We start from the raw sequence: 15,102 nt of genomic DNA, 5'->3' as shown, positions 1-15,102 counted from the left end.
AGTATGTGGGCAAGAATCGAAAACGCACGGGTAGTCGAAACTACTGACGTTGATCCAGCCGAGCGATTTCATCCCGACCTGGTATGGCAGGCCTGCCCTATCGATACCCGGCCAGGATGGACTTTAGAGGAGGATGAGTTTTTACCCCCACCAGCAATCCCTGCCTCCGAACAGGCTGAAGCTGAGCGGGTGTGGCGCAACGCCGAACTGCAATCCACGGAGTGGCTGGTCACACGACATCGTGATGAACAGGACCTGGAGCGCCCTCCAACACTGACATTGGAGCAATTTTCAGAATTGCTCAACTATCGCCAAGCGCTTCGCGACTGGCCCCAAGCGGGAGCGTTCCCAGGGATAGAATTTCGGCCAGTTTCACCGGCTTGGATCATGGATCAGATCCAATAGGCGATGGTTTCTTTCCTGTAACCCCCTCCCCTACAAGCCCCCGCGCTCGCCCAACCGGCGCGCGCGCGGCAGCCTGTGCACTGTCATCCCAATCACTGCGCAGGCAAACCCATGGCCGATTATCTTCACGGCGTGCGGGTCATCGAACTCAACGACGGCACCCGCCCCATTCGCACCATCCCCACCGCTGTTATCGGCATGGTCTGCACGGCCGACGATGCTGATGCCACCGCCTTCCCGTTCGACACACCGGTACTACTGACCAACGTACAAACCGCCATCGGCAAGGCCGGCACCACCGGCACACTGGCGAAGAGTCTTCAGGCCATCGCCGACCAGACCAAGCCCTACACCATCGTTGTGCGGGTGAAAGAAGGCGAGACCGAGGCGGAAACTACCAGCGCCCTGATCGGCACCACCACGGCCGAGGGCAAATACACCGGCATGAAAGCCCTGCTCGCCGCCAAGGCTCGCGTTGGAATGGTGCCACGCATCCTCGGTGTGCCAGGCCTCGACAGCCTGCCGGTTGCCACCGCCCTGGTCACCATCGCCCAACAGTTGCGCGGTTTCGCCTACGTCAGCGCCTGGGGCAGCAAAACCAAGGAAGAGGTGGTCGCCTACCGTGACAACTTCGGCGCCCGTGAAGCCATGGTCATCTGGCCGGAGTTCCAGAACTGGAGCACCGTCACCAACGCGACCGTCACAGCCTCGGCCGTGGCCCGGGCATTGGGCCTGCGCGCCAAGATCGATCAGGACGTGGGCTGGCACAAGACGCTGTCCAACGTCGCGGTCAACGGCGTCACCGGCATCAGCGCCGACGTGTTCTGGGATCTGCAAAACCCGGCGACAGACGCCAACTACCTCAACAGTAACGAAGTTACAACACTCATCAATGAGGGCGGCTTCCGCTTCTGGGGTAGCCGCACCACCAGTGAAGACCCGTTGTTTGCCTTCGAGAACTACACCCGCACCGCGCAAATCCTCGCCGACACCATGGCCGAGGCGCACATGTGGGCTGTGGACAAGCCGCTGCACGCCTCCCTGGTGCGCGACATCATCGAAGGGGTCAACGCGAAGTTCCGCGAGATGATCGCGGCGGGCTACCTGATCGGCGGCAAGTGCTGGTACCCAGACGATGCCAACGACAAGGACACGCTCAAGGCCGGCAAGCTGTTCCTGGACTACGACTACACGCCGGTGCCACCGCTGGAAGACCTCACGCTGCGGCAACGCATCACCGACCGCTACCTGATCGACTTCGCCAGCAAGATCAACAGCTAACCAGGGCCTCCCCGCAAGGGGAGTTGTCCCCGCGTCAGCGCAACGGAGAACACCACCATGGCTATGCCCAGCAAGCTCAAGAACCTCAACCTTTTCAACGATGCCAACAGCTACCTCGGCGTAGTCAAGACCGTCACCTTGCCGCCGCTCGGTCGCAAGATGGAAGCCTATCGTGGCGGCGGCATGAACGGCCCGGTCAAGGCCGACATGGGCTTCTCGGACGACGGAATCCAGTTCGAATGGAAGACCGGCGGCCTGGATCTGATCGCCCTCAGACAGTTCGGTGCCGTCAACGCCTCAGGCGTCGCGTTGCGCTTCACCGGCTCGTTCCAGCAGGACGACACCGCAGAGATCAGCGCCGTGGAAGTCGTGATGCGCGGCCGGCACGAGACCATCGAAATGGGTGATGCACAGCCGGGCGAAGATACCGAGCACAGCATCACCACCACCTGCACCTATTACAAACTGATCGTCGATAACGAAGAGATCATCGAAATCGACCTGCTCAATTTCATCGAAATCGTCAATGGCGTGGACATGCTGGAAAAGCAGCGCCAAGCCCTCGGTATCTGATCATTCTCGCCCTGACCCAGGGCGGTTAACCCTGCAATCTGGAGCCACAAATGAAACCTGAAGATACCCTTGAAACCCTGCCGCCGCTTGACGACAACACGGTCACCCTGGACACCCCGATCACCCGTGGCAAGACCGTCATCGACAGCATTACCCTGCGCAAACCGCAATCCGGCGAGCTGCGCGGTGTGCAACTGGTGGACCTGCTGAACATGGACGTGGCCACCCTCATCAAAATCCTGCCGCGCATCAGCGCACCCGGTATCACCGCGCCCGAAGTCGCCAGCATGGACCCGGCCGACCTGCTCGCCTGTGGCAGCAAGATCTCCGGTTTTTTGTTGCAGAAGTCGGTGAAGACGGACGCGTCCCTCGTTGCGTAGAAGACGCCATGGCCGATCTGGCCGTGGTTTTCCATTGGGCACCGGCTGACATGGACCAGCTAGGCCTGCAAGAACTGATGGAGTGGCGCGAACGCGCCCGGGTGCGGAGTTCCACCGATGGCGAATGACTTAAAACTTCAGGTGTTGCTCAACGCCATCGACAAGGCGAGCGGCCCCCTGAAGGCCATCAACAACGGCAGCATCGGTGCCGCCCGCGCCCTCAAGGAAGCCCGCGACCGCCTCAAGGAACTCAACACCCAACAGAAGGACGTCAGCGCCTGGCGCACCCAGCGCGCTGCCGCCGAGCAAACCGAGCAAGCCCTCGTCGCCGCCCGCGACAAAGTACGGGCGCTGTCCCAGCAGTTCGCTGCCACCGGTGCGCCGACCAAGGCAATGACCAAGGACTTTCGGGCAGCCGTTCGCGAAGCGCAGAAGCTCAAGGAACAACATCAACAACAGGGCGTACAGCTCCAGGCCCTGCGCAGCAAACTGCAAGGCGCCGGCATCAGCACCAAGAACCTCAGCAGTCACGAACGCCAGCTGCGCGAGCAAATCAGCGCCACCAACGCCAGCATCAGCGAACAGGGCAAACGCCTGGTCGCGTTGAATGCCCAGCAGAAGCGCCTTGCCATCGAGCGCGCCAAGCTGGAGAAAACCCAGAACCTCGCCGGCAACATGGCGATGAACGGCGCCGCCGGCCTGGGTGTGGGATATGCCGCGAGTCGGCCGGTGGCTAAGGCCATCGGTGCCTTTGCGCCAAACGAAGACTCGGCCACGCAACTCAAGGTTTCGATGATGGACGACACCGGCAAGGTGTCTGAAGACTTCCAGAAAATCACCGATTTAGCGACCAAGCTGGGCGACCGCCTACCTGGCACTACGGCCGACTTTCAGGAAATGATGACCATGCTGCGGCGCCAAGGCCTCAGCGCCAAGAGCATTCTCGGCGGCACCGGCGAAGCGGCCGCGTACCTTGGCGTTCAGTTGCAGATGCCCGTAACAGCCGCGGCTGAATTTGCCGCGAAGATGCAAGACGCCACCCGAACGTCCGAAAAGGACATGATGGGGCTGATGGACATCATCCAGCGGGGGTTTTACTCGGGTGTAGACCCGACCAACATGCTCCAGGGCTTCAGCAAGATCGCGCCGGTCATGGACACCATCAAAAAATCGGGCATCGACGCGGCCGCCGAGCTGGCCCCGCTGCTGATCATGATGGACCAGGCTGGCATGGAAGGCGGCGCGGCCGGTAACGCCTACCGGAAGATCTTCCAGGCCGGCCTGGACAAGGACGGGGTCAAGGACGTTAACAAGATCATGGAGCTGGAAGGCAAAAACATCCGCTTCAAGTTCACCGACGACAAAGGCAACTTCGCAGGCCTGGACAACCTGTTCGCCCAGGTCGAAAAACTAAAGTCACTGAACGATGAGGACCGCACGTCCACAATCAAGCTGCTGTTCGGGGACGACTCCGAAACCATGACCACCTTGAACACCATGATGAACAAGGGGATCGCGGGTTATCGGGAAGTGCAACAGAAGCTGCAAAACCAAGCCGACCTGCGCAAACGGGTCAACGAACAACTCGCCACTCTCACCAACGTCATGGAGGCCGCAGAGGGCAGCTTCACTAACGCCCTGGCCGAGTTTGGCGCCGCTGTTGCGCCCGAACTGAAACAAATCATCAGCACCCTCGGGGAGGTTGCCAACAACATCGGCGCCTGGGCTCGGGAGAACCCACGATTGGCCGGCGGCCTGGTCAAGGTCGTAGCGGCTGTGGCCGGCCTGGCCTTCGTGTTTGGTGGCCTGGCATTGACGATGGCGAGCCTTCTCGGCCCATTCGCCATGGTGCGGTACGGCATGGGCATGTTTGGCATTCGCTTGGGCATTGTTAAGGCCCAGTTGATCGGCACGCGCACCGCAGCAGCAGGCGCCGGTACCAACATCGGCAGGCTTGGGAAAGTCTGGCGGTCCCTGGTAGCAACTCGCTCGGCGGGTGGTTTGCTCAGTGCGTTACCCGCTTTCGTTAGCAGCGCCCGCCTGGCTGCCGCCAGCGTGCTGCCGATGCTCGGCGGCGCGATCAGTGCGGTCGGTACCGCCATCATGGCGACGCCCATCGGCTGGCTGCTGGCGGCCATTGCTGCCCTGGTTGCTGCTGGCGTGCTGGTCTACAAATATTGGAACCCGATCAAGGGCTTCTTCCTCGGCTTCTGGCAAGGCCTGGTCGGGGCCTTGCAACCGGTACTCGATAGTTTCGCCGGGCTCGGCCAATCGCTGCTGAACCTGGGCCAGGCCGTCATGACGCTGCCAGGTGTCGGCGCGGCCATGGAGCTTCTGGGCAGCATCGCACGCCCCCTGTTCACTCTGATATCAGATGGCGTCAGCAGCCTGATCACCTGGTTCGGCCAGCTACTTGCGCCCGTCGAAGACGTCGGTGGCGCCGCTCAGTCAATGGGCGAACGTTTCGGTGCCGTCATCGGCAATATGCTCAGCCTTTTGTTAGGCCTGCCTGCACAGTTCGCTGAACTGGGCACGCAGATGATTCAAGGCCTGGCAAATGGCATCACCAACAGCCTGACCGTAGCCAAGGAGGCCATCACCGGCGCAGGCGATGCGGTGATTGGTTGGTTCAAGGAAAAGCTCGACATCCACAGCCCCTCCCGTGTGTTCGCAGAGCTGGGCGGCTTCACCATGGCCGGACTGGCCCAGGGGCTTGAGGGCAGTCAGAACGGGCCACTGAGCGCCATGACCAGCCTGAGCAAACAACTCACGGCAGCCGGCACACTGGCCCTCGGCGCAACCGCCATGCCGCTGGCCGCCATGCCGTTGCCGCAATTCCCGGTCGGGGCTGCCGCTGCCTCTTCGTTGTCGATCGATGATCGGGCGCCCATCAGCCCTGCCCCGGCGCCGGTTCATGACAGCCACGACACCTACGAAATCAACATCCATACCACGCCAGGCATGGACGCCCAGGCGATCAGCCGCGCCGTACGGGCCGAGCTGGCGCGCATCGCCAGCGAAAAGGCCGCTCGCCAGCGCAGCAAACTGTCAGATCTGGAGTAATCCCTATGATGCTTGCCTTGGGCATGTTCGTGTTCAGCCTGTCCACCGCCGCTTACCAGGAGCTGCAACGCCAAACCGAATGGCGCCATGCGAGCAACAGCCGCGTCGGCGCCGCTCCGGCTCGGCAGTTTGTCGGGCGCGGCGACGACACCATCACCCTACCCGGCGTCATCCTCCCGGAGCTGGCCGGCAGCGCCCTTAGCCTCGACGCTCTGCGGCTGATGGCGAACACCGGCAAGGCCTGGCCGATGGTCGAAGGCAGCGGCCGCATCTACGGCTTGTGGATTATCGATGGTCTGAGCGAAACCAAAACGCTGTTCTTCCGTGACGGCACGCCTCGGCGTATTGAATTCACGGTCAATCTCAAGCGCATCGATGACGACCGGATCGATCTGCTCGGCGCCGGTACCAGCGCAGGCGTCAACATTTTGAGGGCGCTGCTGTGATTGATGCTGCCCTGTCCAAGGTTACCGGCTACGTAGAAGACCTGGTCGAACGCTACCGCCGCGATGCGGCCTACCCGGTGCCGGCGTTTCGTATCACGGTCGATGGCAACGACATCGCCCAATTGATCAGCCCACGACTGATGAGCCTGGAGTTGACCGACAATCGCGGGATCGAGGCCGACCAGCTCAGCATCACCCTCAGCGACCACGATGGGCTGCTGGCGATACCGCCCAAAGGCGCGACCATCCGACTGTGGCTGGGTTGGAGTGATACAGGCCTGGTGGACAAAGGCACCTACACGGTCGATGAAACCGAACACAGCGGCGCGCCGGATGTTTTGAGCATCCGCGCCCGCTCGGCGGACCTTCGCAAAGGCCTTAAAACCAAGCGCGAGCGCAGCTGGAGCAACACCACCCTCGGCGATGTTCTGGGCGATATCGCCTTGGGCAACGGCCTCACCGCCACCATCGCCGGCGCCCTGGACGGATTGCCCATTCTTCAGCTGGACCAGGCCAACGAATCCGACGCCAACCTGATCAGCCGCGTGGGGGAAGAGTTCGATGCCGTGGTCACCGTCAAGGCCGGTTGTCTGCTGTGCCTGCCGGCGGGCGGCGGCAAGACGGCCACCGGCGCCGAGCTGCCGCATATAACCCTCACCCGCGCCGACGGCGACCAACACCGCTACCTGCAAGCCGACCGCGACAGCTACGACGGTGTGCGCGCCTATTTCTACGACGTGAACAGTGCGAAGAAACAGGAGGCCATCGCCGGTGGTGGTGAAAACCTCAAAGACCTGCGCCACACCTTTAGCGACCGCCAGTCCGCCCTGCGCGCTGCCCGGGCGGAATTCAACCGCCTGCAACGTGGTAGCGCGACGCTCAGCTACACCCTCGCCCGGGGTCGGCCTGACCTCATTCCCGAACTGACCTACACGCTTCAGGGCGTTAAGCCCGAGATCGACGAGATCATCTGGTACGGCGGTAACGTGCAGCACACCCTCAGCCCGGACAATGGATACACCGTCAGCCTGGAGCTGGAGAGCAAACTGCCCGAGGATACGGTTGAGGGGCTGGCCGAGGAAAACAAAGGCGATTACACCGGGATCATCGCGTACTACCGCGACAAGAAAACAGGGAAGGAAAAGACGGTAACTGCGGGGGATCAGAGCAAGCCGAAGCGGTTGCGGTGGTTGTATGCGACCGAGAAGACGGCGAAGCGGGCAGTGGATCGAGAGTTCTCAAAGCTAATGAAAAGCGTTTAAAACAAAATGGATTTGGAGCGCAAAAATATTGATATATATCAGGCAGATATAAAAAATATCTAAGCAGTGTTGGCAAAATGCCTTTACGAAGTCAAACTGCCCTTTCACTCATTTGCTTAAGGGACTGAAAGATGGCTGAACCACGCGCTTTTATCAGTTTTGACGTTGACCACAATAGCGATCATAAGATTCTATTTGCGGGCCAAGCTTGGCATTCGAAAACTCCATTCAAACACGAAGACTGGTCAGCTAAAAGTCCGATGCCTCAAGCTCAATGGGAAGCCATTGTCAAAGAAAAAATTAATAAAACGCACTTATTAATAGTGCTGGTCGGACGTCACATGAGTACTGCTACGGGAGTAGTTAAGGAAATTGAAATGGCGCGCTCACAAAACGTACCGATTTTTGGCGTATACGTTGACGACGCGGATACCACCAGCACACTCCCAACCGGCCTGAATAGAAACAGAGTTATTAGTTGGACTTGGGACGGGGTCGCGAACGCTGTCACTCAGATGATGGGAGAAGGTAAAAACGCAGTAGCAAAACCATGAAAAAAGCATTAATCGTCGGACTGAATTATTACGAAAAACTGAACCAATTGTATGGCTGCGTCAATGATGCCTATGCAGTCAACCAGGTCCTTGAGAGGCACATGAACGGCGAGTTAAACTTTGACACAAAACAAGTCACCGCCGTCGATGCTTCAAGCGCAATAACCCGAAAGCAACTAAAAGAAGACATTCGCAAACTATTTGAGGACGAGTGCAAGATTGCTCTGTTTTATTTCGCCGGCCATGGCCATGTTGAAGACACTGGTGGATACTTATTAACATCCGAATGTGCTGACGGAGATGATGGTCTACCCTTACAAGAAATACTGGATATAGCTAACGCCTCCAAAGCAATCAATAAAATCATAGTTCTGGACAGCTGCCATTCTGGAGTTGCAGGCTCATCAAGGGCATTAGGCGACAAAGCTCTACTAACCGAAGGAATGACAATACTCACAGCATCTACCGAAGGTCAGTATGCGCATGAGGAAAATGGATCGGGGGTTTTCACTTCGTTATTTGTGGACGCTCTGAACGGAGGCGCAGCAAACCTACTGGGTGATATAACACCAGGAAGCATCTACGCTCACATTGATCAATCACTCAGTCTTTGGGAACAGAGACCTGTATTCAAAACGAACATCAAAGCATTTACCTCACTTCGCAAGGTATCTCCACCTATTCAGCTAGCTGAATTAAGACAAATCAAGGACCTTTTCGAAACAGCTAGTTCAGAAATCGCTTTGGATCCCAGCTTTGAACCACAACCTCCAGCCCCCAACCATGGCATTGAACCAGATCCAAACAACACTAGAAAATTTGCAATACTTCAGAAACTTAACCGTCTGAATTTAGTAAAGCCTATCGATGAAGAACACATGTACTTTGCCGCCATGAATTCAAAATCGTGCAAACTTACAGTGCTTGGAGAGCATTACTGGAAGTTGATAAACAATAATAGAATCTAAAAACCTAAAGGAAATCTCGGATAATGGATATCAATTTATTCGGACATTATGAAAAAATCTACTTCCATGAACTAGCCCGAAAAGAGCAAATATTTTCCCGCCTAAGCATTCCGCTCGCGACAATTATCGCTATCGCTGGCTTTTACTCGGTCATCATTGGCGGCGATAGAGCAGCTCTGACGTTAGGAGCGAAAATCTGGTTTCTAACGATACTAGGCGTATCAGTATTTGCACTTTTTGTAGGCATTTACTTTTTCATAGACGCCTTGCTAGGCAGAATCGATAAGAATCTAGCAGCACCCAATACCATTGAAGAATACCGACTTGATCTCATTGATTATTATCACGACGAACCAGACGCAGAACAAAAAGTAGCTGAAGCCCTGCTTACATACTATTATGAAAACTACATGAACTGCGCCACAATCTGCACTTTCAACAACGACAGAAAAAGCTCAAGCCAATACTACTGTAATATTTCACTGATTATTTCAGCAGCGATTGCTGTAATAGCCTACGCGGTAATTACGATACCTAAACTTTAGGAGATACACATGACACAGAAGCCACCTCCTCCGCCGCCGCCGCCAACTCGAAATGTGAGAGGGGACGTGCGTCCACCACCGCCTCCTCCGCGCCCAGTGCAGCGACCTGGCAACAAGAAACCCTGAAAAAATAACCCGGCACTGCCGGGTTATTTTTTATTTTGGAATCAAGAGAACATTAATAAATCTAATAATGTCTCGCTGGCTGGCCTCATCGAGTAACCTGAAAAGCTGCACGACCGTACGTTCGCGCTCATTCAGTTCAGTCCACTTGATAGCTTTCGCTTGGTTGGTTTGCACCTCTTTCATCACCGACATGTGTCACTCCATTCAACACGTTCGGGCGCCCGGTACCAACATCGGCACCAACCAAAGCACCCGGGGAGTGCGTCATTCTCAGCATGTTTCGGTGTGTCACCAGCCCATCGTAAAAAAATTTATTGCAAATTAAGCCCCGCCGCAGAGCGCCTGAGCACGTTGCACGATATCGCTGTAGTCCATCTTGATGGATGGCATCGTTGGATTGGGCTTGGTGATGTCCTGGCCGTCCGACCAACCGCGATCTTTTGCCTGACTACGTGCACTCCCGCTCAATGCGTAGACGGTCCCATCCGACGTCCGGGCCAACGCCTTGGGCGACGGTCCAAAGCACAACAGGTCAACGCTATCGACCGTAAACGGCCAAGCGTCTCCATAGTCTTTGCTCGAAACCTTCTGGGTCTTTTCCTTGGCACCGCAGACACCCGAAGCGAGCATTGCCAGCACTGCTACCGATAACGTCATCCTTTTCATGTCCCAACTCCTTATTTTTTCAATGTAAAAGCCCTGAGAAGGCGCATCACCGCGCCCCTATCCTCATCGTCCAGGCTGCGCACGTGCATCACGATTTCTAAGTCATCGTCGGACAGCTGATCTTCACCCACAGATGAGCGCTGGCCGGTTACCACGTAAAGGACATCCACCCCTTGTTCAGCAACTGCTGCCAGGTAACTGGCATCCGGACTGCGCTCGCCCTTCTCATAGTTGTACTGACTGTTTTTCGAGGCGCCAGCCTTCGCCGCGAACTCGGTCTGATTGAAGCCCAAGCGCTCGCGCTCTTCTTTTAGGCGATCACCAATTCCCACAAACGTCTCCACGACGATTTGACATTCCCACAATCATGGGAAATACTTCGCCTGTCATCACACGAAATCACACGAAACGAGACTATGCCGAACGCATACCCCACGGAGCAAGCTTGCCGAAAGGCACGTGAGCGACTCGCGCATCAAGGCCTCTCTGCAAAAGACTGGGCCGATCAGCACAACTTGACCCCGTCCACGGTGTACGCCGTGTTGAACGGACAGAAGAAATGTCTGCGGGGCGAGTCCCACCGTGCTGCGGTGTTGCTCGGTATCAAAGACGGCGTCGTCACAAATTAGGCCCGTTGGCTCAGGTAGGAAACCAGAAGATGAAACGCTCAGTTCTAGCCAACCGCAAAGACGTAGTCAGCGCCGTCATTGCCGCTTACCCCGGGGGTCGGCACTACGCTGCGGCTGACCTTGGGATGCCGATCAAGAAATTTGATAACCAGGCCTATGAGAACGCTGGCAGCCGGCCGCTGAGCGACGAACATATCCATCGCCTCGAGCAAGTTGCGGGTACGTCATATCTCGCGGATTACATCACCGGGATGTATGGCGGCATGTTTGTGCCCGTCGCGGTGCCTGGAACGCTGGATAACGTCGAGCTGTACAACCGCTCAGTAAGAGCCGCCGCCAAGCGCGGATTGGTTGACCAGATCATTGCCCAAGCGCTGGACGACGGTGTCATTGAGCAGACTGAGGCCGAAGTCATTGTGTCGGCCCTGATGAAGTACATGTCAGCCCGCTACGCCGAAGTGCTAGCGACCATCCAACTGCACGGCCGGGGGTTCGCTGGGTGAGCACCTACAAACTAGTCTGCCCTCACTGCCTCGGCCGCATGCGTATCCGCACCAGCGAAGGCACGCACATCTTCCTGCGGGTGGCCTACCTGCAATGCACCAACGAGGCCTGCGGCTGGTCGGTGCGGGCTGAGTTCGAAATGACTCATGAAATGAGCCCCAGCGGTATGGCTAACCCCTCCGTCAAGTTGCCCATCGCCGACATTGCCCTGCGCCGTGCCGCGATGAAGTCCGCCAACGATCAACCCGACCTGCTCGACCAAATGGAAATGGAGTGTGCGCAATGAACCATGAAGAGCTTGACCACGACTATCGCAGCAGCATGCAACGGGTGGCGTTCGCCTACCTCCAACGGCACGAAGCACAGCACCTGGTGGACTCTGACCTGCTGTACGAAAACTGCGTTCGGCACATGACCACCGCACTGGAAGTGCCGGTATTCATGGCGCAGAAGCTGGTACACAACGCCTGGACCGAACTGCAGGTCATCAACCAGCGTAAGTGGATCGGTGTGGACTGGGGCAACAGCCCTGGCAGCACTGTCGTCCACCTGATCGATACCCGGGCCGACCTTCGGTACCCGGTTCCGGCAAGGCTGCTGCCGCAAACCCTGCTCGCCCAGCGCGATGACGCGCTGAAGCAACACCCTCAGTAACCCCCGTTTAAACAACCCGCCCTGCCCCGCCTCCCGTGGGTTTGGGTGAGCTTTGCCCGAAATCCGAGGTGGACCATGCAAATCGACGTCGCCATCACCGCAAAACTGCCCCGCGAAGAGGCCGAAGCGCTGCTCCAGGCGCTGCGGAACCAGTACGCCCAGCAGTTTAACGAGCATTGGTACGACGACCGCTTTCGCAGGATTCCCGAGGGTTTGCGGCATGGCTCGTTGCTCGCGGCCTTCCCTGTGATGTCCGCGCAAAAACGCCTGATTGGCGCCCTTAAACACAGTCTTGACGAAGCGAAGTAAGCCACGATGGAAATGGAACAAAGGCTGCGAGCCGACGTCATCCAGCGTATTGAGCGCGACTACCAGCTCAAGCACATGCCCGGCACCAACTACATGCGCAAGGGTGTATGCCCTGCGCCAAGCTGCGGCCAAAAGACCCTGTACACCTTCTACGATTCGCCCTGGACGTTGATCTGTGGACGACCGGAAAAATGCGGCCACCGTGTCCACGTCAAGGACGTCTACGACGACTTGTTCAACGACTGGAGCAAGAACGCACCGTCCACGCCAGATAACCCCGTTGCCACAGCACGCGCCTACCTTGAGTTTGCGCGAGGCTTCAAATTTGAGCTGATCGCCGGTTGGTTCACCCAGGAACACTACTGGGATAGCCGGCTGAACATTGGCAGTGCCACAGTGCGTTTCCCCCTGGAAAAAGGTGGCTACTGGGAGCGCCTGATAGACCGGCCTGACCGATTCGGCAAGATGAAAGCTCGCTTCCGCCCAACCGGCGAAGGCCTGCCAGGTTACAAGGGCGTCTGGTGGTGCCCGCCAAGCGTGGACCTGTTGAACGTCGATGAACTCTGGATCACCGAGGGCATCTTCGATGCCGTCGCACTGTTGCATAACGACACCTCGGCCGTGTCGATGATGTCCAGCGCACCCTGCCCTATCGACTCGCTCAAGGCCCTGGTCAAACTTCGCCATGACGCTGGCAAGCGCCTGCCACCCCTTGTCTGGGCGCTTGATAACGAGCCAGTCGCAAAGGCCAACATGCGCCGCTGGGCAAAGGAGGCCAGCGACCTGGGATTCACTTGCAAAGCGGCAGTTATTCCGCAGCCCAATGGCAGAAAAGTGGACTGGAACGACCTTCACCTACGGTGGAAGTCGATTGAGGGCGACGACAAACGCGCCGAGCAGATCGAGCGAGACTTCGACGAAGCCCTGCACCACGGGGACTTGCTGCTGGCTGATTCCGCCGAGGAAAAAGGGTTTCTCATCTACCTGCGTGACGAGCGCAAGGAATTCCATTTTTCGTTCCGCAAGCGCCTGTACTGGTTTCGGCTGGACCTTGAACGGTACGACCGAGCCATGGGTGACCTGGAGAGTTCGGAGCGGCATGAGGACCAGTTGCTCACTGACGAACAGCGCCGCTACAAGGCGTTGCGTCAATCGGGCTCGGTCACCAGCATCGCCAACTGCAATTTCCAGGCGCTGTATTACATGCGCAACGACCTGACCGACGAGGCCTGGTACTACTTCCGCATCGAGCGCCCGCAAGGGGCTGTCATCAAAAGTACGTTCACGGCCAAGCAGCTCACCTCTGCGCCTGAATTCGCGAATCGCCTGCTCAACGTTTCCAATGGCGCGATGTTCGAGGGTAGCGCCCAACAACTGAAACGGATCCTGGCGCCCCAGCTCGATTGCCTGAAAACCGTGAACACCATCGAATGGATCGGCTACAGCCGCGAGCACGGTGCCTATGTCTTCAACGATCTGGCGTTCTTCGGCGGGACGATACAAAAGCGCAACAAGGAAGACTTTTTCGACCTCGGCAAGCTGAGCATCAAGTCGCAGAGTCAGTCGCCGGTGCTGCACATCAATACTGACCTCAATGCCTATCACGAAGGTTGGTTCGACATTTTCTGGAGCTGCTTTGGCGTACAGGGCCTGGTGGTGTTGGCCTGGTGGCTGGGCGCCTTGCACGCTGAGCAGATTCGGCAGATCCACAAGTCCCTGATGTTTCTTGAGCTGGTGGGTGAAGCCGGTTCAGGCAAAACCACATTGATCGAGCTGCTGTGGAAACTGGTCGGCCGAACTGACTACGAGGGTTTCGACCCTTCCAAAGCGACAGCCGCGAGCCGTGCGCGAAACTTCTCGCAGGTCAGCAACTTGCCGGTGGTACTGATCGAGTCGGAGCGTGAACAGAAGGATGGTCAGCCGGTTAAGCACTTCGATTGGGACGAACTGAAAACCGCCTATAACGGCCGTAGCGTTCGCTCCACCGGCGTGAAGAACAATGGCAACGACACCCATGAACCGCCGTTCCGCGCGGCCCTGCTGATCGCGCAGAACAACCCGGTTAACGCCTCGGAACCCATTCTGCAGCGACTTTGCCACGTCCATCTGACGCGGGAGCACCACACGCCGGAAACCAAGCAGTTCGCCGAGCAACTGGAACGCATGCCGATGGAAAACATCAGCGGCTTCCTGGTCAAGGCCCTGCAACGCGAAGCCAACACCATGCGCTTGATGGAGGAAAACACCTCTCGCTACGAGCAGGAGCTGCTGGCCCAGCCCGGCGTGCGCACCGTGCGTATCGCCAAGAACCACGCCCAACTGCGCAGCCTGGTGGATGCACTGGCAGAAGTCGTGCCCCTGGGCGAACGCCGCAAAGCTCTCGCGCACGCTGAGGTCAGCCGCATGGCCTTGGAGCGACAGCAGGCAATCAACGCCGACCACCCGACCGTGCGCGAGTTTTGGGACCTGTTCGAATTCCTCAATGGCCTGGACGAGAAAGGCGCGCTTAACCATGCGCGTCGGGATGGGCTGATCGCTGTGAACCTCAACGAATTTGTAGAGATGGCCGCCAACAAGCGGCAGCAGGTGCCCGCGCTCAGCGACCTGAAACGCCTACTCAAGACCAGCAAGTCACCCAAATTTCTGGAATCGAACAAGCCCGTTAACTCGGCGCGGTTGCTCGACGCTTTCGACAAACCGAAAACCATTCGCTGCTGGGTTTTCCAGGGCGTTTAAC

At 57.8% G+C, this 15,102-nt stretch carries 20 protein-coding genes; 17 read left to right on the top strand and 3 right to left on the bottom strand.

Translation table 11 applies throughout. From position 1 onward, the window contains the following. Positions 1-3 precede the first annotated feature (3 nt). The 11 genes from ACMTA2_RS10820 (at position 4) to ACMTA2_RS10770 (ending at position 9,477) form a co-directional block, all read left to right on the top strand. A complete protein-coding gene (locus tag ACMTA2_RS10820) occupies positions 4-405 on the top strand; it encodes a phage tail assembly chaperone (RefSeq protein ID WP_413794825.1) in 402 nt (133 codons plus the stop codon). A gap of 111 nt (positions 406-516) precedes the next feature. Continuing rightward, positions 517-1,686: a phage tail sheath protein gene (locus tag ACMTA2_RS10815; protein WP_413794824.1), complete on the top strand. Its 1,170-nt coding sequence runs from the start codon at positions 517-519 to the stop codon at positions 1,684-1,686. 57 nt (positions 1,687-1,743) lie between these two features. Continuing rightward, positions 1,744-2,259 carry a phage major tail tube protein gene (locus ACMTA2_RS10810; RefSeq protein ID WP_413794823.1) on the top strand — a complete coding sequence of 172 codons (516 nt, stop codon included), beginning with the start codon at positions 1,744-1,746 and terminating at the stop codon, positions 2,257-2,259. A 50-nt stretch (positions 2,260-2,309) separates the two neighbouring features. After that, positions 2,310-2,639 (top strand): phage tail assembly protein, encoded by a 330-nt coding sequence (locus ACMTA2_RS10805; RefSeq protein WP_413794822.1) that lies wholly within the window; start codon positions 2,310-2,312, stop codon positions 2,637-2,639. Positions 2,640-2,647: 8 nt separating this feature from the next. Continuing rightward, positions 2,648-2,767, top strand: coding sequence for a GpE family phage tail protein (locus ACMTA2_RS10800; RefSeq protein WP_003183333.1), 120 nt, complete (start codon positions 2,648-2,650; stop codon positions 2,765-2,767). Continuing rightward, complete coding sequence (locus tag ACMTA2_RS10795) at positions 2,757-5,702, top strand: phage tail tape measure protein (protein WP_413794821.1); 2,946 nt, start codon at positions 2,757-2,759, stop codon at positions 5,700-5,702. Before ACMTA2_RS10800 ends, ACMTA2_RS10795 begins: the two co-directional genes overlap by 11 nt. A 5-nt stretch (positions 5,703-5,707) precedes the next feature. After that, positions 5,708-6,148: a phage tail protein gene (locus ACMTA2_RS10790; RefSeq protein WP_027912651.1), complete on the top strand. Its 441-nt coding sequence runs from the start codon at positions 5,708-5,710 to the stop codon at positions 6,146-6,148. Beyond that, a complete protein-coding gene (locus ACMTA2_RS10785; protein ID WP_413794820.1) occupies positions 6,145-7,410 on the top strand; it encodes a phage late control D family protein in 1,266 nt (421 codons plus the stop codon). Before ACMTA2_RS10790 ends, ACMTA2_RS10785 begins: the two co-directional genes overlap by 4 nt. A gap of 131 nt (positions 7,411-7,541) precedes the next feature. Continuing rightward, positions 7,542-7,964 (top strand): TIR domain-containing protein, encoded by a 423-nt coding sequence (locus ACMTA2_RS10780; protein WP_413794819.1) that lies wholly within the window; start codon positions 7,542-7,544, stop codon positions 7,962-7,964. Beyond that, a complete protein-coding gene (locus ACMTA2_RS10775) occupies positions 7,961-8,932 on the top strand; it encodes a caspase family protein (protein ID WP_413794818.1) in 972 nt (323 codons plus the stop codon). The genes ACMTA2_RS10780 and ACMTA2_RS10775 overlap by 4 nt, the downstream gene beginning before the upstream one ends. Positions 8,933-8,955: 23 nt before the next feature. Beyond that, positions 8,956-9,477, top strand: coding sequence for a hypothetical protein (locus ACMTA2_RS10770; RefSeq protein WP_413794817.1), 522 nt, complete (start codon positions 8,956-8,958; stop codon positions 9,475-9,477). 156 nt (positions 9,478-9,633) lie between these two features. On the opposite strand, the gene ACMTA2_RS10765 is transcribed toward ACMTA2_RS10770, so the two are convergent. From ACMTA2_RS10765 to ACMTA2_RS10755, 3 genes are all read right to left on the bottom strand, one after another. Continuing rightward, entirely contained in the window at positions 9,634-9,795 is a 162-nt protein-coding gene (locus tag ACMTA2_RS10765) for a hypothetical protein (RefSeq protein ID WP_413794816.1), read from the bottom strand. Positions 9,796-9,924: 129 nt separating this feature from the next. Continuing rightward, a complete protein-coding gene (locus ACMTA2_RS10760; protein WP_039011012.1) occupies positions 9,925-10,269 on the bottom strand; it encodes a DUF2511 domain-containing protein in 345 nt (114 codons plus the stop codon). Positions 10,270-10,280: 11 nt separating this feature from the next. Continuing rightward, a complete protein-coding gene (locus ACMTA2_RS10755) occupies positions 10,281-10,601 on the bottom strand; it encodes a helix-turn-helix domain-containing protein (protein WP_256452446.1) in 321 nt (106 codons plus the stop codon). An 84-nt stretch (positions 10,602-10,685) separates the two neighbouring features. Between ACMTA2_RS10755 and ACMTA2_RS10750 the strand changes: the two genes are divergently transcribed. The 6 genes from ACMTA2_RS10750 to ACMTA2_RS10725 all read left to right on the top strand — a co-directional run bounded on the left by ACMTA2_RS10750 (position 10,686) and on the right by ACMTA2_RS10725 (position 15,101). Further along, positions 10,686-10,898, top strand: a complete 213-nt coding sequence (locus ACMTA2_RS10750; RefSeq protein WP_027912655.1) for a DNA-binding protein — start codon at positions 10,686-10,688, stop codon at positions 10,896-10,898. Positions 10,899-10,927: 29 nt separating this feature from the next. After that, positions 10,928-11,401: a YmfL family putative regulatory protein gene (locus tag ACMTA2_RS10745; protein WP_039011009.1), complete on the top strand. Its 474-nt coding sequence runs from the start codon at positions 10,928-10,930 to the stop codon at positions 11,399-11,401. Next, complete coding sequence (locus ACMTA2_RS10740; RefSeq protein ID WP_003183346.1) at positions 11,398-11,688, top strand: Ogr/Delta-like zinc finger protein; 291 nt, start codon at positions 11,398-11,400, stop codon at positions 11,686-11,688. The genes ACMTA2_RS10745 and ACMTA2_RS10740 overlap by 4 nt, the downstream gene beginning before the upstream one ends. After that, positions 11,685-12,056 carry a hypothetical protein gene (locus tag ACMTA2_RS10735; protein WP_003199719.1) on the top strand — a complete coding sequence of 124 codons (372 nt, stop codon included), beginning with the start codon at positions 11,685-11,687 and terminating at the stop codon, positions 12,054-12,056. Before ACMTA2_RS10740 ends, ACMTA2_RS10735 begins: the two co-directional genes overlap by 4 nt. 75 nt (positions 12,057-12,131) lie before the next feature. After that, positions 12,132-12,365 carry a hypothetical protein gene (locus tag ACMTA2_RS10730; protein ID WP_413794815.1) on the top strand — a complete coding sequence of 78 codons (234 nt, stop codon included), beginning with the start codon at positions 12,132-12,134 and terminating at the stop codon, positions 12,363-12,365. Between the two features lie 12 nt (positions 12,366-12,377). Then, entirely contained in the window at positions 12,378-15,101 is a 2,724-nt protein-coding gene (locus ACMTA2_RS10725; protein WP_413795630.1) for a toprim domain-containing protein, read from the top strand. The last annotated feature ends 1 nt before the right edge of the window (position 15,102 follow it).

This window comes from Pseudomonas medicaginis (assembly GCF_965119365.1).
Lineage (GTDB): Bacteria > Pseudomonadota > Gammaproteobacteria > Pseudomonadales > Pseudomonadaceae > Aquipseudomonas.
The sequence above is the reverse complement of the archived record's forward strand: the minus strand, read 5'-3'. Positions and strand labels throughout refer to the sequence as shown.

Coding starts and splice junctions, on each gene's coding strand:
- ACMTA2_RS10765 (WP_413794816.1), bottom strand. CDS start 9,795: ATGTCGGTGATGAAAGAGGTGCAAACCAACCAAGCGAAAGCTATCAAG.
- ACMTA2_RS10780 (WP_413794819.1), top strand. CDS start 7,542: ATGGCTGAACCACGCGCTTTTATCAGTTTTGACGTTGACCACAATAGC.
- ACMTA2_RS10790 (WP_027912651.1), top strand. CDS start 5,708: ATGATGCTTGCCTTGGGCATGTTCGTGTTCAGCCTGTCCACCGCCGCT.
- ACMTA2_RS10815 (WP_413794824.1), top strand. CDS start 517: ATGGCCGATTATCTTCACGGCGTGCGGGTCATCGAACTCAACGACGGC.
- ACMTA2_RS10810 (WP_413794823.1), top strand. CDS start 1,744: ATGGCTATGCCCAGCAAGCTCAAGAACCTCAACCTTTTCAACGATGCC.
- ACMTA2_RS10775 (WP_413794818.1), top strand. CDS start 7,961: ATGAAAAAAGCATTAATCGTCGGACTGAATTATTACGAAAAACTGAAC.
- ACMTA2_RS10750 (WP_027912655.1), top strand. CDS start 10,686: ATGCCGAACGCATACCCCACGGAGCAAGCTTGCCGAAAGGCACGTGAG.
- ACMTA2_RS10745 (WP_039011009.1), top strand. CDS start 10,928: ATGAAACGCTCAGTTCTAGCCAACCGCAAAGACGTAGTCAGCGCCGTC.
- ACMTA2_RS10735 (WP_003199719.1), top strand. CDS start 11,685: ATGAACCATGAAGAGCTTGACCACGACTATCGCAGCAGCATGCAACGG.
- ACMTA2_RS10795 (WP_413794821.1), top strand. CDS start 2,757: ATGGCGAATGACTTAAAACTTCAGGTGTTGCTCAACGCCATCGACAAG.
- ACMTA2_RS10800 (WP_003183333.1), top strand. CDS start 2,648: ATGGCCGATCTGGCCGTGGTTTTCCATTGGGCACCGGCTGACATGGAC.
- ACMTA2_RS10760 (WP_039011012.1), bottom strand. CDS start 10,269: ATGAAAAGGATGACGTTATCGGTAGCAGTGCTGGCAATGCTCGCTTCG.
- ACMTA2_RS10820 (WP_413794825.1), top strand. CDS start 4: ATGTGGGCAAGAATCGAAAACGCACGGGTAGTCGAAACTACTGACGTT.
- ACMTA2_RS10725 (WP_413795630.1), top strand. CDS start 12,378: ATGGAACAAAGGCTGCGAGCCGACGTCATCCAGCGTATTGAGCGCGAC.
- ACMTA2_RS10805 (WP_413794822.1), top strand. CDS start 2,310: ATGAAACCTGAAGATACCCTTGAAACCCTGCCGCCGCTTGACGACAAC.
- ACMTA2_RS10770 (WP_413794817.1), top strand. CDS start 8,956: ATGGATATCAATTTATTCGGACATTATGAAAAAATCTACTTCCATGAA.
- ACMTA2_RS10730 (WP_413794815.1), top strand. CDS start 12,132: ATGCAAATCGACGTCGCCATCACCGCAAAACTGCCCCGCGAAGAGGCC.